The organism is Streptomyces graminofaciens (assembly GCF_030294945.1).
Lineage (GTDB): Bacteria > Actinomycetota > Actinomycetes > Streptomycetales > Streptomycetaceae > Streptomyces > Streptomyces graminofaciens.
The window spans coordinates 7,053,067-7,075,239 of record NZ_AP018448.1 but is presented as its reverse complement, the minus strand read 5'-3'; the positions used below and the strand labels follow the sequence as shown (position 1 = coordinate 7,075,239).

Here is a 22,173-nt window from a genome sequence, read left to right as displayed (position 1 = left end):
GCGTGACTAGACGTCAAGATGCCGAATCCTTGCGAATGTTGGACCCAATCGAGACTTGCCGTCGTGTCGTATTGCGCGGAGATGAACGGGCGTGGTGTTACCCGCGACAGGATCGCGACAAGACGGGGCGGCGACCGTGCCCACAAATACGGACGGCAGTGGTCAAACACGGTGCGAGCGCGGCTCCGGCACCGGGTTTCCCCAACTCCGGTAGCGGTGACGCCCTTTCCGGCTGTCGCGTTCCAACGGTCGTATACGACAGGGCAGATGGCCGGTGGCGTGCGTCAGGCCTCCTGGCACTCCTAGGGCCTGTCGTCAAATTCCCGTCGTCCGCCCGGAGGGCGGGCCGCGCGGCGTCAGGTGCGTGCTCTCGGCGTGCCGGGCGCAGACCCTCGTACTGGTTGTACGCGGGTCTGCGCCCGGTGCGGTGAGTGGGGGCACCTCCCACGCCCTTGAGGCAGTGGGGGAGCGTGCATGGCGTCGCGCGGCAGGCGGGAATTTGACGACAGGCCCTAGGGGGGTGTGTGGCCGACGGCCAGGCGTTCCGCCAGTGAGGTGAACGCGCGGATCTTGGGGTTCTCGGTCTCCGCGCGCCAGGCGAGGGCGGCGTTGGCCCTGGGCAGTCCGGTGAGCGGCCGGTGCACGACGCCGGGGTGCCGGTAGGAGTGGAAGAGCCCTTCGTGGGTCGTCCACACCATCTCGCCGGTGGCCACCTGGTGGAGCGACTCCTGGTACGTCTGGCCGCCCTTCCCCCGGCGCAGGGGTCTGCCGTACGGGGTGAACGGCGGGCAGAAGCCGTGGCGGAGGACGTCGGGCAGTTCGTCGGGGCCGTCGAGCAGGACGCAGTCCGCCAGATCCTCGATGTCGACCGTCTCGCGCCGCGCCAGCGGATGGTCCGGGCGCAGGGCCAGCACCCGGCCGTGGGACACCAGGACGCCGCCCACCTTCAGATCCGGTTCGTCGATCGGCAGCAGTGTGAGCAGGACGTCGGTCTCGCCGGTGCGCAAGGGACCGTAGGGGTCGCGCCAGGGCACCTCGACGACCGTGATGCGGCAGGCCGGGTGGCGGCGGCCGAAGGAGACGACCGTGCCGGTCAGCGGCGGACCGTTGAGGCAGCCGAGGAAACCGACGCGCAGGGGGCCGTCCATGCCCTGGGCGATGGCGCAGGCCTCGTCGAAGCTCTTCCGGAGGCTTTCGTGGGCGGCGCCGAAGGTGCGTCTGGTGTGCTCGCCCAGCGGGGTCAGTTCGACGCGGCGGCTGGTGCGGATGAACAGCGGTGCGCCGATGCGTCGTTCCAGTGATCTGATCAACTGGCTGACGCGGGACTGGGAGAGTCTCATCCGCTCCGCGGTGCGTCCGAAGTGCAGTTCCTCGGACAGCGCCAGGAACACTTCTATCTCTGTCAGATCCATCCGGGTGTTCTCCCGTGTTCGCCCACATCGATGAGCCTGGCTGATGGATTGTGCATCACTTCGACCTTGATCGCCCAACGGCCCCGCTGCGATCGTCTGTTGCGCGGCCGGCCGGTCGGCTTGTGGGCACTCGGGGGAGTCGGCAAGCCGGCCGGTCGGCCTGCCCGCTTCGGCGGCGGCCGCAGTCAACGGCTGGAGAAGGGCCCACCCGAATACGATCAACAGCGCCCGAGGGAATTGACCTCCCTGATACGGATAAAACACCCCCATCCTGCCCAACCCAGATGTACCGTGCGGTCCAAGGTCGCAGAATTCCCCGTGAGCTATCCCACACCCGCACTGTCGCCCCGGCCGCCCCTGCGCAGGGCACGGGAACAGAGGCCGATGAGCGTGGCGTTGGCCAGGGCGCCGAGGGCGAACGAGACGATCAACATCGCGCCTCCCTCCGGCAGTACGAACAGCACGAAGCTGGACGGAGCTGTGGCGAGGAGCGGTATCACACCGGCCATGGACTCCCCCGAATCGTCCCAGGCGGTCACCACCAGCGCCCAGACGAGCAGGGCGGCGCAAACCGCGAGATAGACGAGGGCGACGACATCGGTGAGCGCGTGGCGCAGTCGGCGCGCAAGGCTCGCGAGGCGCGGAAGACTTCGGCCGGGTTCGCCGCCGGTACCAGTCACGGGGCTGGACTCCTCAGTGGTCGTGATCGTGATCGTGGTCGTGGTCGTGTGTCGTGATCGTGGTCGTGTGTCGTGGTCGTAATCGTGGTCCTGGTCGTGGCTCTGACGCGGGGCCGTCAGAGATGGGCTCCGGGTGGGTTCGGGTGGGCGAGGCCCAGGTCGTAGGCGAGGATCGTGGCCTGGACGCGGTCGCGCAGGCCGAGTTTGCGGAGCAGCGCGTTCACATGGGACTTGACCGTGCCGACGGTGATGCCGAGTTCCTCGGCGATCTCCGCGTTGGTGAGGCCGGTGGCGACCAGCGCCAGGACGTTCCGCTGGCTGCCGGTCAGGCTGTCCAGGGCGTGCGAGCCGCCGTCGTCCCGGGGCCCGGGGGTCGTACCGGACGCGTAGTGGCCGATGAGCCGGCGGGTCGCGGAGGGGGCGAGCACGCTCTCCCCGGAGGCCACCACCCGGATGCCCTGGAGCAGTTCGGCGGGGTGCACGTCCTTGAGGAGGAAGCCGGAGGCACCCGCGCGCAGCGCGTCGAAGACGTACGCGTCGAGGTCGAAGGTGGTCAGGACGAGCACGCGGGGCGCGTTCTCCCCGCCCGTGATGATGCGGGTGGCGGCGATACCGTCCAGCACGGGCATCCGTACGTCCATGACGACCACGTCGGGCGCCAGCTCCTCGGCGAGCCGCACCGCGACCGCGCCGTCGGCGGCCTCGCCGACGACCGTCATGTCCTCCTCGGCGTCGATCACTGCGGCGAACCCCGCCCGCACGATGCCCTGGTCGTCGACGACCAGCACCTTGAGGCTCATCGCTCCCCCTCTTCCATACCTTGTTCCGGCGCCGCCGTGAGCGGCAGCCGGAGGTGGACCGTGCCGGGCCGGTCGGTGGTCAGCGTGCCGCCGAGCGGCGCGACGCGGGCCGCCAGCCGTTCCCGTACGGCGGGGCGGGCCGCGTGGGGCACGCCGGTGGCCGTGAGCGTCAACGTATAGCCGTCCGCGTCGAGTTCGAGCACCGCGGGTTCCTCGCCACCGGCCGCGAGGACCGTCTCGGCGGCGTGGTAGGCGGCCAGGTCGACGGCGGTGGGCAGGCGTTCCGGTACGCGGTCGGTGAGCCGTATCCGTACGTCGCGGCCGGTGGCCCGGCACTGGTGGGCGAGCAGGTCGAGGGCCTGGAGGGTGGGCTGCGGCCGGAGTTCGGGGCGGGTGTCGCCCTCGCGGACGGTGTCGAGGAGGGCGCGCATCGCGGCCAGGGCCTCGCGGGCACGGTCGGCGGTCGCGTCGAGGCGGCCCGCCTCCGCCTCCGCGACCATGTCGGCGGTGCGGGACAGCACGGTCGTCTCCAGCCCCGCCGCGATCCGCCGTCGCTCGGCCCACGCGTCCCGCACGGCCTCCTCGGTCCAGCCGGCGAGCCGCTCGTCCCGCGTCCCCCGGTCGGCCCGCTCGCGCCGCCCCCGCAGCACACCGGTCCAGCGGGCCGCGCCGATCACCAGGGAGGAGCCGAGTACCGCGCCGACGGCGACCGCCCAGGCGGGCACCGTCGTCCCCCGGTCCAGGACGGCGACGGTCATGACGGCGGCGTGGACCAGGACGGCGGCGACGGTCAGGGGGGCAGCGACGGTGAGCAGGGCGGCGACACTGAGGGGGGCGGGCGCATCCACAGCCGTACGGGCGCCCGCAGCCGTACGACTCGGACTCGCCCCCGTCCCCGTGCCCGTCCCCGTCTCCTGCCCCTGTCCCGTCTCCTGCCCATGTCCCGTCTCCCGCCCCTGCCCCTGCCCCGGCCGCCGAGCCACGTCCGCCGCCAGCACCACACCCGTGGCGAGCATGCCCAACACCGGCGGCAGGAGGACCGGCCCCGTGTAGTCGCCCACGGCCATCGCCACCGGCCACAGCGGCGCCAGCGCGAGCAGGGCGGCCTGCGCCGCGCGGGGCGCCCGGCGCAGCCACAGCAGGGCGACCGCCTGGGCCCCGGCGAGGAGCGCGAAGAGGACGCCCGCGGAGACATGCCATGCGCCCGACGGCGTCTCCTCCGCCCGTACGACCAGCGTCGGGAGCAGCGGCTGTACGACGAGGCCGACGGCGGCGACCACCTGGGCGAGCCGGTAGCCGCGCGGGACGGACCGCTCCGGTGGGGCGGCGGTGCGGCCGGGCAGGGCCGCGCGCACCTCCCAACCGCCGTCCGCCGTGGGGCCGGTGTGCAGGGTGCCGCCCGTCTCCCGGGCCCGGGACCGCAGGAAGCCCTGGCCGCGTCCGCCGCCCAGACCCGCGCCGTGGGCCACCGCACCGGCCGGGGGCGCCGCGCTCGTGACCACGACGTCCGTGCGGGTGTCGCCGTACCGGACCAGCACCTTCGTCCGCGCGCCCGGCGCGTACCGGGCCACGTTCGTCAGGGCCTCGCGCACGATGCCGTACGCCGCGTCCGCGACGGTGCCGTCCGGCAGGGGGTCGAGCTCGCAGTCCACGTGCTGGTCGAGGCGGCGGAACCCGGCGACCAGGTCCAGCAGCCGCTCCTCCGGCGACGGCAGGTCCTCGCGGGAGGGCGCCGGGGCACGTACCGCGCCGAGCGCCCGGGTGACCTCGAGGCCGGTCTCGACCGCGAACCGAAGCGCCTCGTCGGCGAGTTCGGGACGGCGTTCACGCAGCCCGAGCGCCGCTCCCGCGGTCACGACCACGGCCGTCAGATGATGGGCGCTGACGTCGTGCAACTCCCTCTCCATACGCCGCCGTTCGACCGCCGGAAGCCGATGCCGCTCGATCTCGGCCCGCTTCAGCAGTTCCTCGGCGGCGCGCCGCGCACGCCGGGTCCGCCGTACGAGGAGGCCCGCGCCGCACGCGATGGCGTACAGCAGGGCGGTGAGGACGAGGTCGAGGCCGTCGCGGTCGCTGAGGCCGTGCAGGGTGAGGCCCTGGAACGACTGCCAGACGGCGAGCGCCACCACGCACAACACGGCGGTGAACGTGTCGCGTTCGGTCGCCACGGTGAACAGGGCCAGCGCGACGCCCGCGGTACCGAGTACGGCCATCGCCCCGGTCGGCAGCGGCCCGGCGCCCACCGCGCACGCGGCGGCGACCAGGACGAGGGTCACCACCGGGCGGGCGCGGCGCAGGGCGAGCGCGGCCGTCACCGGCCCGGCGACGAGGACCGCCACGAGCAGGGCGGACGCGGACGGCACGGCCCCGCGCACGAGCGCGGCCCCGGGCCACACGACGGCCTGGACACAGATCAGCAGGACGGGAAGCAGTCGGTCGTCGGGGCGGTTCAGCATGGATTTCATGGCGGAACCAGGCTATGGCCGCAGGTGAAGGCCGTACTCCGGCTGGAGGCGGACCTCCCTCTCCTACCTGGGTTATAGACGCGGCTGTACCCAGCGGAGGTGCCCTACCAGGGGCCTTCTCCACCTCCGGTTCAATGCGGCAATCGTCCCGCAGCGCGAGGACTGTGACAGGCCCCCGGAAATAGGCTCGATCACATCGAGAGGCCACGGAAAGACGGCAAGACGGCAAGGCCGAAAAAACGGCTGCCGTTCTCGAACGGTTCTCCAACCCATCAAATCCAGGGGGATATCCCATGTCCAAGCGCATTCTCATCTCGTCTCTCCTCGGTGTCGCCGCTCTCGGCGGTGTGGCCGCCGGCGGCATCGCCTGGGCCTACGGCCCCACGGAGCCGGTCCTGGAGAACACCTCGGCCCGCTATGTCGCGCCGACCGACGACCGCACGGGCTCGTTCACCTTCACCACGGATGTGACCGACGACTCGGGCATCAAGGGCCTCAAGGTCATCGCCTGGCCCGCGAGTTCGAAGCTCGACCCGACCGAGGCGGAGCTGCGGCACGTGGACAGCGCCAAGTGCGCGGCCGTCTCGGACGAGACGTACCGCTGCACCTACTCCTTCAAGGTCACGAAGAAGGACCTGGCGGAGACGGACAAGGGCACCTGGTACGTCTCCGCCCTGGCGACCTCCAAGGACGGCGGCACGACGTTCGCACCCCGCGCCGCCACGTTCGCCATCCCGGCCTGACCCGCCTTCGACGCCACGAGCTGACCCGCGACCTGCGGCCGCGCGCCCCAGACCTACGGCCGCGCGCCCCCGTCGCGGCCGCAACACTCCCGGCGCGGCCGCACTCCCCCGGTGGCCGCGCCGGGCAGAGCGATGGGGGCGAGCCCGGGGTAGGCCCGCCCCCATCATGCGGGGCCAGGGGGGCATTGGCCCCGCGTCCATGACGACCGGCACGACCGGCACGACCGGCACGACCGGCACGACCGGCACGACCGACGCGGCCAGCACGGCCAACACGGCCAGCACGGTCGACGCGACCGACACGGCCAGCACGGTCGACGCGACCGACGCGGCGGACACGACCGACGCGGCCGACGGCACGTCGGTCAGGTCACGCGGCGACCTTCTGCTTCAGCGCGGCGACGCCGTCCTTCACCTTCTGCTCGGTCTCGGCCCGCTTGTGGTCGCGCCGCTGCTTCGACTCGTCCTTCCGGATCCGCTCGACAGCCTCCTCCATCGCCTTCAGCTCCGCCCGTACGGAGTCGGCCGGGCGCCGCTCCAGCACGGCGTCGTAGCGCATGGCCAGCAGGTCCAGGGCCTGGGTGTCGGCCTCCCTGGCCTCCACGAGGATCGCCGTGCCGTTCGGCGCGACGTGCTGGGCGAAGAGGCCGACGGTGCCGGCGGCCTCCGCGGCCCGCCGCTGATCACGGCCACCGCCGATCACCGCCCCGATGCCCCAGCCCAGCAGCACCCCGAGGGGCCCGCCGAGTACGCCGACCAGCGAACCGACCAGCCCGCCGACGGCCGTCCCCTTTCCCACATCGATCCCCACTCCCTCGGGGACCCGGACGGACCCGTCGTCGAGGCGCTCGATCAGTACGGCCCCGCGGACCTCGGTCGTCGCTGAGTCGAGGTGCCTGAGCTCGCTGAGCGCCTGGTAGGCGGCGGCGCGGTCGGCGAAGCGCAGAGCTATGGCGTTCTCGTGCACGGACATGGCGTATCTCCTTCGTCGTGTTGCACCTCATCTGTGAGACAGTATGTATCGAAGATGAGTTGTGAGTCAACATGTCTCACAAACGGTGGGTGAGCCCGACCGACCGTTACCGTGTGACTCGGTGAGATCGCGATGCCGTCAACGCGCGTGGACCAAGAGGGAGTCGGGTGGGAGACGTACGGCTACGGGGCTGGTGGGTGCGAGCCCAGGCGCTGGGTACCGCTCACCCGCGACTGCTCGACCTCGGCATCGCGCTCCTCGTCCAGGCCGCGATGACGATGCCCTTCGTCGTGCCGCGTCCGCCCGAGCTTGAGCCGGCGACCTGGCCCGCGTACGGGCTGACCACGCTCACCGTGGTCCCGCTGGTCTGGCGGCGGCGCGCCCCGCTCGCCGTACTGCTCGCGATCACGGCGACCAGCGCCCTGTACAGGCTGGCCGTGGACGGGCCGGGCCAGCCGCTGCCGTACACCGGGCTCGTGATCATCTACACGATCGCCGCGCTGTCGCCACCGGCCAAGCGGCTTGCCGCCGTGCTTCTGCTGCTGGTCAGCGTGCCGACCGCGGTGTGGCTCAACTCCCGGACGGCACGCGAACTGACCTTCTCCCTCTTCGTGTTCGCGGCCGCCTACGTCTTCGGGCGGCTGACCGACGCCCGCCGGCGCGCGAACCTCGTCGAGGCCGAGCGGGCCGCCGCGCGCGAACGGGCCCGGATCGCCCGGGAGATGCACGACATCCTCTCCCACGCGGTGAGCCTGATGATGGTCCAGGCGGAGGCGGGCCCGGTCGCGGTACGCGTGGCCCCGGAACGGGCGGAGGCCGCCTTCGAGGCGATCTCCGAGACGGGCCGGGACGCCATGGCCCAGCTCCGCCGGATGCTGGGGGTGCTGCGCGAGGACGAGCTGGACGGCGACCCCCGTCGGCCGCAGCCCGGGCTCTCCGAACTGCCCGGCCTCCTCGACCGGGTGCGGGCGGCCGGCGGCGGACTCGACGTCGTGTACGGGACGGCGGGGACCGTACGACCGCTGCCGGACCCGACCGGGGCGACCGTCTTCCGGATCGTCCAGGAGGCCCTGACGAACACCGTCAAGCACGCGGACGCCCGTACTGTTTCCGTCCGACTCGCCTATGAAGGGCGCCACTTGAGCGTCGAAGTGGTGGACGACGGGCGCGGTCCGCAGCCCGTCCCCGCCCCCGGGCACGGGCACGGCCACGGACTCGTCGGCGTCCGCGAGCGGGCGGCGGCGCACGGCGGTACGGCGGTCACCGGCCCGGGCCCGGACGGCCATGGCTTCGCCGTACGGGTCCGTATCCCCCTGGCCGACCCGCCGCCCGTACCGTCCACCGCGGAGGTGACGCGATGACGATCCGGGTGGTCGTGGCCGACGACCAGGAGCTGGTGCGCAGCGGCTTCGCGATGATCCTCGACGTCCAGCCGGACATCGAGGTCGTCGCGGAGGCGGGCGACGGGGCGGCGGCCGTCGAGGCGGTACGGCGGCACGCTCCCGACGTGGCCCTGCTCGACATCCGGATGCCCCGCATGGACGGCATCGAGGCATGCCGCGCGATCAGCGCGGAGAGCGCCTGCCGGGCGGTGATGCTGACGACCTTCGACTCCGACGAGTACGTGTACGAGGCGCTGCACGCGGGCGCGAGCGGCTTCCTGCTCAAGGACGTACGCCGGGACGATCTGGTGCACGGCGTACGGGTGGTGGCGCGCGGCGACTCGCTGCTCGCGCCGTCCGTGGCCCGGCGGCTGGTGGAGCAGTACACCCGGCCCGCCGCCGCCCGGCCCCGCCCGAGCGACCCCCGCCTCGACACGCTGACCGCCCGGGAACGCGAGACCCTGCTGCTGCTCGCGCGGGGCCTGTCGAACGCCGAGATCGCCGTGGAACTGGTCGTCAGCGATCACACGGTCAAGACGCACGTCGGCAACGTGCTCGCCAAGCTGGGCCTGCGCGACCGCATCCAGGCCGTGATCTGCGCATACGAGACGGGCCTGATCACAGCCGGGGAAGGGGCCGGGGATCCCCCGCCCGGGGGACCGTCGGGGCGCGGGTCCTCCCCCGCGTCGGCGAGGAACTGACCGTCAGCCGCCTCCGGAAGACCGCCTGCGCGGGCGATCCGCGAGAAGCCGCAGCTCAGAAGGATGGAGCCATCGACAACAGCGGCTCACATCCCCGGAGTTGACCATGAAGAGCACGACCCGCACGCTGCTGGCCGCAGTCCTCGTCCTGGGCGTCGCGACGGGCCCGACGGCGGTACTGGCGGTACTGCCGGCCGCCGCATCCACCGCCCCGTCCACGGCCCCGTCCAATGCCGTGCCCAAGGCCGTGTCCAAGGCCGCATCCACCGAAGTGGCCTCCGCCACCGCCGCCGCCCTGGAGGCCGCCGTCGCGGACCTCCCGGCGGCGGACGCGACGGCCGCGCTCGTACGGGTCGGCGGCACCGACGGCACCTGGCGGGGCAGTTCGGGCGTGCACGACCTGGAGAGTGGCCGCGCGGCCGACCCGGACGCCCGCTTCCGCGCCGGTTCCGTGACCAAGGTCTTCACGGCGGCGGTCGTCCTGCAACTGGCCGCCGAGGGAAGAGTGGACCTCGACGCGAGCGCCCGTTCGTATCTGCCGGAGCTGATCCCGGCGTCGTACGAGGGCGTCACCGTCCGGCAGTTGCTCAACCACACGCACGGCATCCCGGCCCCGGACTTCCCCGGCACGACGGTCGAGGAGTGGTACGAGAACCGCTTCCAGGTCCACGACCCCGAGGACATGGTCCGCTCGGCGACGTCGAAGGACCGCGAATTCGCGCCGGGCGAGCGGCAGCACTACCTCAACATCGGCTACACGATCGCGGGTCTGCTGATCGAGCGTGTGACGGGAGACTCGTACGAACACCAGGTCGACCGGCGTGTGGTGAAGCCGCTCGGGCTGCGCGACACGTATCTGCCCGGCACGAACCCGCGGATCGTCGGCCCGCACAACCACGGCTACCAGACGATGAGGCTGGATGACGACGGCACGACCGGTCTGCGTGATGTTTCGGTGTGGGGGACGACGGACGGCTGGGCGGCCGGTGACCTCGTCTCGACCACGGCGGACCTGGAGCGCTTCACGAAGGCCCTGTTCCGGGGGCGGGTCGTACGCGGCCCTCTTCTGGAGGAGATGTTCACGCTGCCGGACGTGACGGACTTCAGGAGCGGCGCCCCGGCCGCGTACTCCGTCGGGCTGTCCATGAAGAAGCTGGGCGGGCGCGAGGTCTGGGGCAAGACGGGCGGCCGCTGGGGCTACAACGCGGCCATCGCCTCCACCCGCGACGGCTCCCGCACCCTCGTCTACAGCGTCAACTCCACGGACGCCAAGGGCCAGGACATGAACCGGGTGACGCTGAACGTGATGGTGGCGGCCTACGGCAGGCCGTAGTGACGAGAGGCCGTGCCGGGGCGGGCTCCGCTCAACCCGCCCCGACAGGCGTCCGTGACGTCGTTGTTTCTCGTACTGCTACGCCCAGCAGCCGTTGACCGTGGCGGCGAGGCCGTCCAGGGCGTCCTTGATGTCGGCCGCGTTCGCGGTGGAGCCGTTCTCGATGAAGGAGAAGACCTTCCAGCGGCCGTCCTGGGCCTTGGTGAACCCGCTCAGCGCGATGGCGCCGGTGAGCGTGCCGGTCTTGGCCTTGACCTGCCCGACGGCGCACGACGAGTCGGCGGTGTCGAACCGGCCCCACTCGGGACCCAGGGTCGCGCCCGCCTCGCCCGAGACCGGCAGCCCGTCCACGATGTACTTCAGCGTCTGGCTGTACCGCGGGTCGGCGGTCACGTCGAGGATGTCGGCGATGGTCTGCGCCGGGATGCGGTTGGCGCGGGACAGCCCGCTGCCGTCGTGGATCTCGAAGTTGTCCAGCGAGACCCCGTACCGGGTGAGGACCTGGCGTACGACCGCGGTGCCGTTCTCGAAGGTGGGCTGCTGGCCGGCACCGAGGGCGGTCAGCCGGAGCAGGGACTCGGCGATGTCGTTGTCGCTGACCTTGAGCATCTGCTTGACGACGGTCGACAGCTTGTCGGAGGTGTGCTGGGCGACGGGAACGTCTCCCTTGCCGACCACACCGCGCGTGACACCGCCGTCAACGGCGACGCCCCGCTCGGCGAGGAGCTTGGCGAAGACACCGCCGGCGTCGAGGGAGGTGTCGTCGACGTTGTGCGAGTCCACGACCAGCGCGCGGACCGGGGCGACGGAGTCCGGGTAGTAGCCGGTGTTCCAGCCGTTGGCGAGCGTCGGCTCGGGGAAGAGGCTGTCGTCGATCCTGACCTTCACCGAGGTGAGGCCCGCGGCCTTCAGCCCCGCGACGGCGTCCTTGGCGAGCGCGTCGAGGTCGTCGGTGGTCAGCGTGCGGTCACCGGCGCCGACGAGGGTCAGCGTGCCGTCGCCGTAGACGACCTTCGTGGTGAGCCGGTGGTTGGGGCCGAGCACCGTCAGCGCGGCGGTGGCGGTGGCGAGCTTGGTGTTGGAGGCGGGCATCAGCGCGGTCGTCGCGTTGTGGCCCCAGACGAGCTTGTCCGACGCGGAGTCGATGACGACACCGCTGAGGTTGGTGCCGAGCCGCGTGTCCTGGACGCGTGTGTTCAGGTTGTCCGCGATCTTCTGCTCGGCCGCGTCGAGTTCGGCGACACTCGCCGTCTTGGAGACGTCCTTGTCGGCGGCGAAGGCGGACGTACCGGACAGAATCGTCCCGGCGACAGGCGCCGTCACCGCGAGCACGGCCATGCGCCGGAGCGCCGGGTTCTGTGCCTTGGTCTTACGGTGCCGACCGCCCGCGCGGGCGGCGGTGGGGGTGCTGGGCTTGGGGGGCATGGGGGAGCCTCGGTGCGCGATGGGGCCCAGGAGACCTGGGTTTCCACGGGAGTTGTGGGTTGATATTGAAAGTCAAAGTAACAGCAGGGCCCCGTGATACCGCCCGGTACTTTGTGAAGGCTTGACGCAAGTCCGGTTTACCGAACGGTTGGCCGCGTCCGGGCCGGTGGCGGTCAGCGGTAGTCGGGGTTGGGCGCGTCGAGGCGGCACCCGGCGTCCCATTCCGAGCGCTGGTTGCCATGAGCCGGAACTCCGCCTGCGCGCTTGAGCAGCGCGGCGAGATGCATCAGATTCCAGGTCATGAAGGTCGTGTTGCGGTTGGTGAAGTCGTTCTCCGGCCCGCCCGATCCGGGATCCAGGTAGGAGGGTCCCGGCCCGGCGGGCCCGATCCACCCGGCGTCCGCCTGGGGCGGGACCGTATAGCCGAGATGCTGAAGGCTGTAGAGGACGTTCATCGCGCAGTGCTTGACCCCGTCCTCGTTCCCGGTGATCAGACACCCGCCGACGCGCCCGTAATAGGCGTACTGCCCCCGGGAGTTGAGCACTGCGGAACAGCCGTACAGCCGCTCGACCACCTTCTTGGTGACGGAACTGTTGTCGCCGAGCCAGATGGGCCCGGCCAGCACGAGGATGTCGGCGGCCATCACCTTCTCGTAGAGCACCGGCCAGACGTCGGTGGCGAACCCGTGCTCGGTCATGTCCGGGTAGACGCCGGTGGCGATGTCGTGGTCGACGGCCCGGATCACGTCCGTGGCCACCCCGCGCCCGTCCATGACGGCCCGGCTCTTGTCGATCAGGCCCTGGGTGTGGCTGAGCTGGGGGGAGGGCTTGAGGGTGCAGTTGATGTAGAGGGCGGTGAGGTCGTCGAACCGGTACGGGTCGTCGGTCGTGTCGGAGGGGGAAGGCGACGTTGCCATGAGAATCTCCCTGGCCCCTGGGGCCTGTCGTCAAATTCCCGTCTGTCGCGCGACGGCAGGCCCTGGCGCGGAGAGATCGGGCGGTCGTAGACGTTGTCCGGGGTCACGATCTCGGTGATCTCGCGGGCGACGAGGGAGGACGGCTCCTGGCCCTCGTACGCGACATCGTCTTTGCCGGACTTGCCGTAGCGGGAACTGCCGTGGCCGGAACTGCCGTACCCGGAAATGCCGTGGCCGGACTCTCCGCACCGGTCGACGTCCGTGGCGTGAACGCCCCCCCCTGGCGTGAACGGCGATGGTGGGAGTCACCTCGATCGGGGCCAGCACCGACGCCACGAGCATCGCCACGGAGAGGAGACGACGGGGGCGGGTACGTCGCATGGCTGGGGCTCCCCTTCCAGGTCACGGTGCGAAGGGCCAGATCACCATCCGGACGCTGGGGGGAGGATCCCGTCGGGCACGCGGTGCGGTGAGTCCACTCGTTCGGAGCCATGTGCGAAAGTCCCGTCGTCCGCCCGAAGGGCGGGCCCGGCGGGACTTTCCCGGCGACCTCGACCACGAGCCGTTCGCCCGGACGCACGACCATCGACGTCGGCCACAGCGCGATCTCCACCGCCACCGGCACTCCCGGCGTGAGCGGTTCCTCGGCCGCGTGCGTGAGGTACGGCTCCGACGGAGTGGACTTGTCCGGGTCAAGCGCGCGGTGCGACGCACGTAGCTGCCCGAGCGGTCCGACGTAGCCCAGGCCTGCCGGCGGCTGCCCCAGCCTGTCGTGGGGCGCCCGCTCGGCCTCCGTCTCGCAGGTGATGTCGGTGAGCCGACCCGCGAGGGCCGGGGCGGCGCGCATCGGGTAATACCTTTTCAGAATTTAACCAACTACGCATTGTGATCCGGCGCTTAAGATAACAACTACCGACTGGCCTTCCCCCGAATGCCTGATACCTCGCGCCACCTGATACTCGTTGAGTGATCGTGACACGGACCTTCCCCTCAGGTGATCAGACCGCCACGCAAGGCAGCGCCGTATGGCTCGAGTTGGCCGACAGGAGAATGAGCATCGAGTACTACTCCGACCTGCTTGAGGATTTCCTGGAGACCATCAACCGGATGGAAGGTGAGTACCGGCGGGCCGCGTCGGGCAGAAATAAAACCACAAGCACACAGGATGCAGAATGAGAGCTGACTACGACGCGGTGGGCCAGGACCCCGATGGGACTCAGCCGCTCGATACACAGCACCTCTGTTACATCCCCGATCAAAGGGCCCTCCCGGAGGACTGGGATCTGGACGAAGAGCTGGCTCAGATCCTGTATACGCCGCAGGGCGTGGGGCTCGTCCCTCCCCCACCGGACAGCCACAGGCGCCCGCGCCGCCCGGCCAGTCGACGGCGGCCACGCTCGGGGGTCCACGTCTTCGCCGGAAAATCGAGGATCGTCACTGTCGCATTCTTGATCGCGACAATCACCATGTGCGCAGTGGCGATGCTGTACTGGTCGATCTCCTATTCGTACAACCAACTGCACACCATCGCGCTCATCGTGGTGTCGGAGAAGATGGCGCGATGGTGGCCGTTCACGGTGTACGGGCCATGGCTTGTCGCGGGTTTATCCATCGTGCGGGCATCAGTTCAGAACCGAACCGCTCGGCGCTCCTGGGCGGTGATGCTCATCTCCTCCGGCACGGCGGCAGCTCTGTGTATCGGTCAGTCACCGAGTTCTCTGCTCGCGATGGTCGTCGCCGGATTTCCGCCGATCACCGCACTGGTTTGTTTCCGTGAACTCATCGGCCAGTTCTCCTCCCGGTACGGCCCTCGGCACGCGGCTGACACCGTGAACGGACCCAAGCAGGCAAGGCCGTAGCGAGGCCGAAGGACGCGCGTCCTCCGGCCCAATGGGAAAGCCCCAGGTCTCCGACCTGGGGCTTCCGTGTGAAGGACGACCGATCCGGCGTACTACTTGGCAGCCGTCACATCCGTCAGCTTCCAGCGCTGGTTGTAGCCCGAGTTGGGCCACCACACGCCCACACCCGCGCCGTCGTTCGTCGACTGGCCGTAGACGTCCGGGAGTTGGCCGGTGGCCGCGTTGACCAGGGTCCATGTGCCGTCACCCGTCGTGGACAGGATCCACTGGGTGGCCTTGTCGCGGGTGCCCTCGTCGGGCTCGGCCACCAGCGCGCCGTTGCGGAGCGCCAGGCGCTTGTCGGACGCCGTGTTGATGAAGGCGTACCGCGTGCGGTTGCCCGTGGCGCCCTTGCCGATGCGGTCCACGGTCCACTGCTGGGCAGTGGCGGAGGCGTCGGTCGTCTTGATGACCAGGCTCTTGCCGTCCGCCGCGATGGCCAGGTTCTTGCCGCTCTGGAAGCCGGTCAGGCTGTACGTGTGGGCGTCCTGCACCTCCGCCTTGCCCTTCGCCACACCGGAGACGCCCGCCACCAGGAAGGAGGTGACCGACTGGGCGGGGACGGTGATCGTGGCCTTGGCGCCCTTGACGCGGACCGCCTTCTTCTTCAGCAGCTTGCCCTTGGCGTCCGTCACCACCGGGGTCACCGTGGCGTGGGACGAGACCTTGCCGAACCTCGACAGGTCCAGGGTGACGTTGCGGGCCTCGGTCGTGCTGTTGACGTGGACGACCGTCGCCTTCTCGCCCTTGCGGGAGACCGCGGCCGTGCTGGACTCGTCGTCGGTCTTGATCAGACGGTCGCCGGGCTTGATGTAGTGCGTGAAGTTACGAGCCGTGTCGAACTTGGTGTTCGTGTAGATCGGGCACGACTTGAGGGTGTCCTTGGAGGTGCAGCTGAACGGGAGCTGGATCGAGCCCCAGTTGCCGCCCTTCGCGGACTCGCCGCCGGGCTTCATGTTGTCGTAGTCCTCGACCGGCTGCCAGAACACCCAGGCCTTGGGCTCCAGTTCGCGCAGGTCGTCGACCATGCGCTGGGCGAGGCCCAGGCCGGGACGCATGTCCGTGAAGCTCTGGCCGTCGCCCCAGTCGCCCTCGACCTCGCTCATCCACAGCGGCTTGCCGGCGCCCTTGGCCAGGTCGCGCACGGTGGTGCGCTGGCTGGTGCCGTATGTGTGGACGTTCATCTGGCCGACGTAGTCGCGCACGTCCTGGGGGTAGGAGTTCCAGTTCGTGGCGAAGGTGCCCGGGTTGGTCTCGTCCATCGCGGAGATCTCCGCGTTCGTCCTGGACTTGGCGAGGGCCGGGCCGAGTGCCTTGATCACCTTCTGCTGGAGCTCGGGGCCGATGTGGGCGCCCTCCTGGCGGCCGCCGGTCGGCTGGCCGTCCGCGCCGAGCTTGGTGCCCCAGTAGTTGGTGTTCGGCTCGTTGAACGGGTCGACGGTATCGACCTTGATGCCCTGCGCCTTCTCCAGCCGCTCGGTGGCGCCCACCAGGTACGCGGCGAAGTCGTCGACCGAGTCGGCCTTGAGCTGGTCCTTCGAGGAGTCGAAGCCGCCGGAGACGTAGCCGCTCTCCGTCATGAACCACGGCGGGGAGTTGCTGAACGTCTCCCAGTGGTCGATGTCGTTCTTGATGCGGTCCACCCACCAGCGCTGGGTGGCGTCGGCCTTCTTGTTCCAGTCCTTGGGGTCGTCGGCGCTCCACCAGTCGACGTCCTCGCGGGTGGTGCCCGCCGGGGCCTTCCACCAGCCCTCGACCGCGCCGCCGGGCCGCAGGTAGTCCTTGACGTCGGGGGCGTTGCCGCCGCCGATGTTGTAGCGGGCGATGTTGAGGTTGAGGCCCTTGTCACCGAAGAGGAGCTTGGCGAGCTTCTCACGTATCGGCTTCGGGTAGTCGCCGGTCGCGTTGGCGAACCAGACCAGGCTGGTGCCCCAGCCCTCGAAGCTCTGACCCTTGTAGGAGGGGTCGGGCCGTACGGTGACCGAGGCGGTGGCGGTGGTCGCGTCGGCGAACGCGATCGGCATGGACGTGGCGGCCATGACGGTTCCGGTCGCGAGGGCGGTCACGCCGATGGCCCCGAGGAGCCGTCTCGTGCGGGTGGGGTGTGCCATCTCGAGTACTCCAACTCTCCTGTGTGCCGCGTCCCGGCGAGACACAGAGATCGGGGCCCGCGTGGTGCGGTTCGTTGCGATTTGTTGCGCTCTCGTATGGTTCGTGTCAGGTGATGTTTACGTAAACATTCCCAGGCGCGATGTCTACACTGTCCGAATCTCGGCGGTCAAGGAGTCGTTCCGGACCGGCACTTGTCAGTCATGCGACCCCAGGGGACAAACGGTGGACGAGGTGGACACAGCCGACGGCCGTACCGACGGCGGTGCCGACACAGGCGCCGAAAGAGGTGCGGACGGTCGTACCCACGGCGGTGCCGACGGCCGTACGAGGAGGCGCGGCGGGCGGCCCCGGCAGGGCGGCGCCTCCATGGCCGACGTCGCCCGGCTCGCCGGTGTCTCCTCGCAGACCGTCTCCCGCGTCTCCAACGGGTTCCCCGGCGTGACCGAGGAGACCCGGCGGCAGGTCCTGGCCGCGATGCGGGAGCTGCACTACCGGCCCAACAGTGCCGCGCGGGCGCTGCGCCGGGGCGAGTTCCGCACCCTCGGCGTGATCACCTTCTCCCTCGCCACGATGGGCAACATCCGGACGCTGGAGGCGATCGCCACGTCCGCCGCCCAGCAGGGCTACGCCGTCACCCTCCTGCCCGTCGCCGTGCCCACCCAGGACGAGGTGAACGGGGCCTTCTCCCGTCTCGGGGAACTCGCCGTGGACGCCGTGATCGTCATCATGGAGGTCCATCTGCTCGACGCGGCGACCGTCTCACTGCCGCCCGGGGTGCAGGTCGTGGTCGCCGACTCGGACGCCGGTGACCGCTACACCGTCGTCGACACCGATCAGGCGGGGGGCGCGCGGGACGCCGTACGGCATCTGCTGTCGCTCGGGCACGAGACGGTGTGGCATCTGGCCGGGCCCGAGGATTCGTTCGCGGCGCAGCGGCGGGCGAACGCGTGGCGTGCCACGCTGGTCGAGGCGGGGCGGGTGCCGCCCGCGCCGGTGCGGGGTGACTGGTCGGCGGAGTCCGGGTATCGGGCCGGGTTGCGGATCGCCGAGCAGGCGGGGTGTACGGCGGTGTTCGTCGCCAATGATCAGATGGCGCTGGGGTTGCTGCGGGCGTTGCACGAGCGGGGGCTCCGGGTGCCCGAGGACGTGAGTGTCGTGGGATTCGACGACATCCCCGAGGCCGCGTCCTTCCTGCCGCCGCTCACCACGATTCGGCAGGACTTCGCCGAGGTGGGGCGGTTGTGTGTCGAGGGGGTCGTGGGAGAGATGCGGCGGGGTGGGGCGGGGCATGGGACGACGATCGTGCCCACGGTGCTCGTGCGGCGGGAGAGTACGGCTCCGCCGCCGGTCGCTCCGTAGTCGCGGAGGGCGTTCTTCGCGCAGGTCCGCGCGCCCGCCCCTGAAAGGCGGGGCCGCGGCCGTGTGTCACGTTCCTGGCGGCCGGGTCGTCCTGGCGCTGACACCGTCCAGCTCCCAGGGCAGAGGAGAGACCCCATGTCGGCAGCGGGGGCGACGAACCACGCAGCGACACAGCCGCCGTTGCGCCGTTCGACGCGGCCGGCACCGGGGCGGAGTCGACACGGCCGGGGCTCACGCGAGCCGGGGCTTACCCGGGCCGGGGCCGGCGCGGCAGTCGGCCCCCTCGCGGACCGACAGCCTCGACGTGCCGTTGTCAGTACCTCGGGCTAGTCTCCGCGCAACTGCCCCTTTGCCCCGTTCAGGGAGGTTTTCCGTGGCCTCGCGACTCAATCCGTACATCAGCTTCGCCGGTGACGCCCGGCAGGCGATGGAGTTCTACAAGGAAGTCTTCGGCGGCACGCTGGCGCTCAACACATACGGCGAGTACGGCGACTCCGACGCCCCGGAGGCCGCCAACATCATGCACGGCATGCTGGAGACCCCCGCCGGCTTCACCCTGATGGGCGCCGACTCCCCGCCCGGTATGGCGAGCACCCCCGGCACCAACATCTCCGTGAGCGTGAGCGGCGACGACGAGTCCGAGCTGCGCGGCTACTGGGAGAAGCTGTCCGCCGACGGCTCCGTGTCCGTGCCCCTGGAGAGACAGATGTGGGGCGACGTGTTCGGCATGTGCACGGACCGGTTCGGCATTGCGTGGATGGTGAACATCAGGGGGCAGCAGGGCTGAGCCCGCCGCGCCGACCGGAGCGCCCCGACGCCGGTGACGGCGGCCGGGGCGCGCGAGGCCGGGCGGTCGTCCCGGGGCGCTCTCCGGCTCCGGCTCAGCCGAACATGCCGGGCTGGTAGTCGCCCGCGGGCTGCTGGACGATGACGTTGAGGCGGTTGTAGGCGTTGATGAGGGCGATGATCGACACCAGCGCCATGAGCTGGTCCTCGTCGTAGTGCTTGGCGGCGTTCGCCCAGGCCTCGTCCGTGACGCCCCCGGCCCCGTCGGCGATACGGGTGCCCTGCTCGGCCAGTTCCAGCGCGGCGCGCTCGGCGTCGGTGAACACCTTGGCCTCCCGCCAGGCCGCGACCATGTGGAGGCGCTGCGCGGTCTCCCCCGCCTTCGCGGCGTCCTTGGTGTGCATGTCGAGGCAGAACCCGCAGCCATTGAGCTGGCTGGCGCGGATCTTCACCAGCTCCTGCGTCGCGGCGGGCAGCGTCGAGTCCGAGATGACCTTGCCCGCCGAGTTGATGTGCCGCAGGAACTTCGCCGCGACGGGGTTGCCGAAGGCGTTCAGTCGAGCGTCCATGGTGAGCTCCCGTGTGTTGTGGACGGTTACACCTCTCTGACAGAACGGGCCCGCGGAATGTGACAGGGCTGGGGTGTGGCGCGCGTCTCATCGGCCGACAGGACGGGAGGCGATGGACGGCCCTGCGCCGTATCGCCCAGCGCCCCGGCGACGAGGCGCGGCGCCCGCGCCGCTCGTCGGCGATCACGGCGGCCTGGGGCCTGCTGGTCTGCAGCCAGTTGCTCGGCGTCGTCGCGATGATCGCCGGTACGCTGACGAGCATGACCTGCGCCGCCACGGCGACCACCGCCGCCGCTCTGGCGGCCTACCCGCTGGGCCTGCTCGCCCTGATCACCCTGGCCTGGTGCCTGATCACCGTGGTCGCGCCCCGGGCGGCGGCGAGGCGATGACCGACCCCGTCGTCCGCGTCGACACGACCGGCCCGGTACCGCCGTACGAGCAGATCCGCGCCCAGCTCGCCGCCCTGATCCTCACCGGCCGGCTGTCCGAGGGCGAACGCCTGCCGACCGTACGGCAGCTCGCCGCGGACCTCGGTCTGGCCCCGGGCACCGTGGCCCGCGCGTACCGCGAGCTGGAGAGCGCCGAGCTGATCCGCACCAGACGCGGCGCGGGCACGCGGGTGGCGGCGCCACCGGCCGAGCCGAAGCGCCCGGACCCGTCCACACTGGCCACACTCGCCCGGGACTTCACGTCATCGGCCCGTGCGCTGGGCGCCGACACGGAGGCGATCCTGGCGGCGGTGCGCGAAGCGCTGTAGGCGTGCCGTGCGCGTGGCCCACCGAGGGGGGCGGCCCCTTCACCGATCTCTCACCCGCAACTCACCCACACCGCGCAACCGTTCGAACACCCCAGAAGTCACTTGCGTGAACGGATCTCCAATCTGAGGTGAAGAGGGAAGACGTGCGAAAGAGACTTCTGGCAACCGCGGTGGCGGCCACGATGGCCGCGGCCGGCCTGGCCCTTCCTCTCGCCGGCCCGGCGTCCGCCGCCCCCGCCACCGCGGACGACTTCAACGGCGACGGCTACAAGGACCTGGTGGTCGCCACGCCCAGGGCCACGGTGAAGGGCCTGAAGGAGGCGGGACAGGTGACCGTCCTGTACGGCTCGAAGTCCGGTGTCTCGACAAGCCGTTCCGCCACGATCACCCAGAACACCGCGGGTGTGCCGGGCGCGGCGGAGGCGTGGGACGGTTTCGGCGCCTCCTACACCACCGGGGACCTCGACGGCGACGGCTACACGGACCTGGCCGTAGGAGTGCCGAGCGAGAGGTCGACCGCTTCGCGCGACATCGGCATCGTCCAGATCCTGTGGGGCGGTTCCAAGGGCCTGGTGAACGGCGCGCTGACGGTGTACGGGCCGCCGGAGGGCACGCACGGCGCCTACCGGTTCGGCTCCGGCCTCGCGGTCGGCGACTTCGACGGCGACGGCAAGGACCAGCTGGTGGTGACGGGATACGCGGGCGGCCAGGTGTTCGCCGACGGATTCACCCGCTCCAAGGTCCCCGCGCGGACCTCTCTCTCCATGGGCCCGGACGACGCGTACCACGGCACCGGAATGGTCATGGCCGGCGACTTCGACGGCGACGGCGACGACGATCTGACCGTCGCCGGCACCAACGACATCGACGACGACGAGTACAGCGGCATCTGGCTCGGCTACTACACGGCGAGCGCGAAGGGCCTGAAGCTCACCGAGAACCCCTCGACGGTGGCGTCGAACGCCAGGTACCTCCGGGCCGCGGACGACATCGACAAGGACGGCTACGCCGACCTGATCACGTACAACACGGTCTCTTCGGGAGCGGGCGCGATCACCGTCCACTACGGCGCCCCCGGCGGCATCCCGAAGACCAGCCGCACCCAGGTCGTCGACCAGGACACGGAGGGCGTCCCGGGCACGAACGAGTCGGGCGACTCGTTCGGCACGGCCGTCTCCGTCGGCGACGTCGACGGCGACGGCTACGCGGACGTGGCGGTCGGCGCGCCGAGCCAGGACGTAGGCACTCTGGCGGGCGCCGGCTCGATCTGGCTCCTCAAGGGCTCGTCCTCCGGCCTGACCACGACGGGCGCCCAGTCCTTCACTCAGGACACGACCGGCGTCCCCGGCGCCGCCGAAGCCAACGACTGGTGGGGCTCGGCCCTGCGCCTCCAGGACCTCAACGCCGACAACCGCGCGGACCTCACCATCGCCGCGTCCGGCGAGGACATCTTCGACAACGGCGTGACGGAACGCGACGGCGCGGACTGGATCCTGCGGGGAAGCGCGTCGGGCCTGACGACGACGGGCGCGGTGTCCTTCAACGAGAAGGCGTTCGGCCTGACGTACCGGAGCAAGTCGTTCGGGTCGGTGCTGGGCGGCTGAGTGGGCCGAGGAGGTGGGGGCTCAAAATGCACTGCCCTCAGAACACCATGAACAAAAGAAAAAAATAAAGAAGACATAAGCCTTTGGCGCGAGTTCTCCGAATTATCAGAATCGGATCAGAGATATGGGGAGATCGCGTGCACGACATAGGCCGCCACCGATGGGTGGCGCTACGGTGAACTGGCCGACGGAGAAAGGAACTTCGGGACGGACGATCAATCCGAAGTTCAATGTCGCATCCGGTCCGGCTTTCACGC

Annotated in this window: 20 protein-coding genes and 1 pseudogene; 11 read left to right on the top strand and 10 right to left on the bottom strand. The window is 70.6% G+C overall.

Going from position 1 to position 22,173, the window contains the following annotated elements:
- Nucleotides 1–512: 512 nt before the first annotated feature.
- The 4 genes from SGFS_RS30590 to SGFS_RS30575 all read right to left on the bottom strand — a co-directional run bounded on the left by SGFS_RS30590 (nt 513) and on the right by SGFS_RS30575 (nt 5,357).
- A complete protein-coding gene (locus SGFS_RS30590; protein WP_286255053.1) occupies nt 513–1,412 on the bottom strand; it encodes a LysR family transcriptional regulator in 900 nt (299 codons plus the stop codon).
- A 323-nt stretch (nt 1,413–1,735) separates the two neighbouring features.
- Nucleotides 1,736–2,092: an SCO4225 family membrane protein gene (locus tag SGFS_RS30585; RefSeq protein ID WP_286255050.1), complete on the bottom strand. Its 357-nt coding sequence runs from the start codon at nt 2,090–2,092 to the stop codon at nt 1,736–1,738.
- A gap of 116 nt (nt 2,093–2,208) precedes the next feature.
- Nucleotides 2,209–2,892, bottom strand: coding sequence for a response regulator (locus SGFS_RS30580; protein WP_286255048.1), 684 nt, complete (start codon nt 2,890–2,892; stop codon nt 2,209–2,211).
- A complete protein-coding gene (locus SGFS_RS30575; protein ID WP_286255046.1) occupies nt 2,889–5,357 on the bottom strand; it encodes a sensor histidine kinase in 2,469 nt (822 codons plus the stop codon). The genes SGFS_RS30580 and SGFS_RS30575 overlap by 4 nt, the downstream gene beginning before the upstream one ends.
- Nucleotides 5,358–5,650: 293 nt before the next feature.
- Between SGFS_RS30575 and SGFS_RS30570 the strand changes: the two genes are divergently transcribed.
- A complete protein-coding gene (locus SGFS_RS30570) occupies nt 5,651–6,100 on the top strand; it encodes a DUF5707 domain-containing protein (protein ID WP_286255044.1) in 450 nt (149 codons plus the stop codon).
- Between the two features lie 370 nt (nt 6,101–6,470).
- On the opposite strand, the gene SGFS_RS30565 is transcribed toward SGFS_RS30570, so the two are convergent.
- Nucleotides 6,471–7,073 (bottom strand): hypothetical protein, encoded by a 603-nt coding sequence (locus SGFS_RS30565; RefSeq protein ID WP_286255042.1) that lies wholly within the window; start codon nt 7,071–7,073, stop codon nt 6,471–6,473.
- A gap of 167 nt (nt 7,074–7,240) precedes the next feature.
- On the opposite strand from SGFS_RS30565, the gene SGFS_RS30560 reads away from it, so the two are divergent.
- The 3 genes from SGFS_RS30560 (at nt 7,241) to SGFS_RS30550 (ending at nt 10,489) form a co-directional block, all read left to right on the top strand.
- Complete coding sequence (locus tag SGFS_RS30560; RefSeq protein WP_434028092.1) at nt 7,241–8,434, top strand: sensor histidine kinase; 1,194 nt, start codon at nt 7,241–7,243, stop codon at nt 8,432–8,434.
- Complete coding sequence (locus tag SGFS_RS30555) at nt 8,431–9,156, top strand: response regulator (protein WP_286255040.1); 726 nt, start codon at nt 8,431–8,433, stop codon at nt 9,154–9,156. Before SGFS_RS30560 ends, SGFS_RS30555 begins: the two co-directional genes overlap by 4 nt.
- Before the next feature lie 106 nt (nt 9,157–9,262).
- Nucleotides 9,263–10,489, top strand: a complete 1,227-nt coding sequence (locus SGFS_RS30550; RefSeq protein WP_286255038.1) for a serine hydrolase domain-containing protein — start codon at nt 9,263–9,265, stop codon at nt 10,487–10,489.
- Nucleotides 10,490–10,567: 78 nt separating this feature from the next.
- Here SGFS_RS30550 and dacB read toward each other — a convergent pair whose 3' ends face one another.
- The 3 genes and pseudogenes from dacB to SGFS_RS51860 all read right to left on the bottom strand — a co-directional run.
- Nucleotides 10,568–11,914, bottom strand: coding sequence for a D-alanyl-D-alanine carboxypeptidase/D-alanyl-D-alanine endopeptidase (gene dacB, locus SGFS_RS30545; RefSeq protein ID WP_286255036.1), 1,347 nt, complete (start codon nt 11,912–11,914; stop codon nt 10,568–10,570).
- Nucleotides 11,915–12,087: 173 nt separating this feature from the next.
- Nucleotides 12,088–12,831: a flavodoxin family protein gene (locus tag SGFS_RS30540; protein ID WP_286255034.1), complete on the bottom strand. Its 744-nt coding sequence runs from the start codon at nt 12,829–12,831 to the stop codon at nt 12,088–12,090.
- 517 nt (nt 12,832–13,348) lie between these two features.
- Nucleotides 13,349–13,678 (bottom strand): annotated as a pseudogene (locus SGFS_RS51860) (CocE/NonD family hydrolase C-terminal non-catalytic domain-containing protein); the annotation flags it as partial.
- 119 nt (nt 13,679–13,797) lie between these two features.
- Between SGFS_RS51860 and SGFS_RS30535 the strand changes: the two are divergent.
- Together SGFS_RS30535 and SGFS_RS30530 are read left to right on the top strand one after the other, a co-directional pair.
- Nucleotides 13,798–14,007, top strand: coding sequence for a hypothetical protein (locus tag SGFS_RS30535; protein ID WP_286255032.1), 210 nt, complete (start codon nt 13,798–13,800; stop codon nt 14,005–14,007).
- Entirely contained in the window at nt 14,004–14,690 is a 687-nt protein-coding gene (locus tag SGFS_RS30530) for a DUF2637 domain-containing protein (RefSeq protein ID WP_286255030.1), read from the top strand. The genes SGFS_RS30535 and SGFS_RS30530 overlap by 4 nt, the downstream gene beginning before the upstream one ends.
- A 92-nt stretch (nt 14,691–14,782) precedes the next feature.
- Here the strand turns inward: SGFS_RS30530 and SGFS_RS30525 are convergent, their stop codons facing one another.
- On the bottom strand, nt 14,783–16,840 hold the full coding sequence (locus SGFS_RS30525; protein ID WP_286255028.1) for an RICIN domain-containing protein: 2,058 nt from the start codon (nt 16,838–16,840) through the stop codon (nt 14,783–14,785).
- Between the two features lie 367 nt (nt 16,841–17,207).
- Here SGFS_RS30525 and SGFS_RS30520 point away from each other — a divergent pair, with 367 nt between their 5' ends.
- Entirely contained in the window at nt 17,208–18,200 is a 993-nt protein-coding gene (locus SGFS_RS30520) for a LacI family DNA-binding transcriptional regulator (RefSeq protein WP_350284094.1), read from the top strand.
- 373 nt (nt 18,201–18,573) lie between these two features.
- Complete coding sequence (locus SGFS_RS30515) at nt 18,574–18,987, top strand: VOC family protein (protein ID WP_286255021.1); 414 nt, start codon at nt 18,574–18,576, stop codon at nt 18,985–18,987.
- Between the two features lie 94 nt (nt 18,988–19,081).
- Here the strand turns inward: SGFS_RS30515 and SGFS_RS30510 are convergent, their stop codons facing one another.
- A complete protein-coding gene (locus SGFS_RS30510; protein ID WP_286255020.1) occupies nt 19,082–19,555 on the bottom strand; it encodes a carboxymuconolactone decarboxylase family protein in 474 nt (157 codons plus the stop codon).
- 59 nt (nt 19,556–19,614) lie between these two features.
- Here SGFS_RS30510 and SGFS_RS30505 point away from each other — a divergent pair, with 59 nt between their 5' ends.
- The 3 genes from SGFS_RS30505 (at nt 19,615) to SGFS_RS30495 (ending at nt 21,916) form a co-directional block, all read left to right on the top strand.
- On the top strand, nt 19,615–19,944 hold the full coding sequence (locus SGFS_RS30505; RefSeq protein WP_286255017.1) for a hypothetical protein: 330 nt from the start codon (nt 19,615–19,617) through the stop codon (nt 19,942–19,944).
- The gene (locus SGFS_RS30500) at nt 19,941–20,312 is read left to right on the top strand and encodes a GntR family transcriptional regulator (protein ID WP_286260145.1); all 372 of its coding nucleotides are present in this window, start codon (nt 19,941–19,943) and stop codon (nt 20,310–20,312) included. The genes SGFS_RS30505 and SGFS_RS30500 overlap by 4 nt, the downstream gene beginning before the upstream one ends.
- A gap of 143 nt (nt 20,313–20,455) precedes the next feature.
- Entirely contained in the window at nt 20,456–21,916 is a 1,461-nt protein-coding gene (locus SGFS_RS30495; protein WP_286255015.1) for an FG-GAP and VCBS repeat-containing protein, read from the top strand.
- Nucleotides 21,917–22,173 lie beyond the last annotated feature (257 nt).